Annotated in this window: 1 protein-coding gene; it reads left to right on the top strand. The window is 71.3% G+C overall.

The genetic code is table 11. The annotated features are described in order from the left end of the window. Positions 1-111: 111 nt before the first annotated feature. A partial coding sequence (locus tag FLQ44_RS24500) for an NrdR family transcriptional regulator (protein ID WP_439144959.1) occupies positions 112-258 on the top strand: 147 nt, incomplete at its 3' end.

The following is a 258-nucleotide window of genomic DNA, read 5'->3' as shown; positions in this document are numbered from 1 at the left end:
CCGGCGCTCATCGGCGCGCGGACCAGTGGTCCGCGAACGCGCCTCTTCGCTCCCGAATCCCGGGCCGGCCCACACGGCCAACCATCGCCGCACTACGCAACGCCGGCCCTAATGCGCTGCCCCTTCTGCCAGCACGAGGACAGCCGGGTCGTCGACAGTCGTGTCAGCGAGGACGGCGGCAGCATCCGCCGGCGGCGGGAGTGTCCGGCCTGCGGCGAACGCTTTTCGACGCTGGAGACGGTGGAGATCAAGCTGCCG

The sequence above is a fragment of the Vogesella mureinivorans genome, assembly GCF_007644035.1.
GTDB classification, from domain to species: Bacteria; Pseudomonadota; Gammaproteobacteria; order Burkholderiales; family Chromobacteriaceae; genus Vogesella; species Vogesella mureinivorans.
Note: the sequence above shows the minus strand (reverse complement) of the source record. Positions and strands in the feature narration are given on the sequence as shown.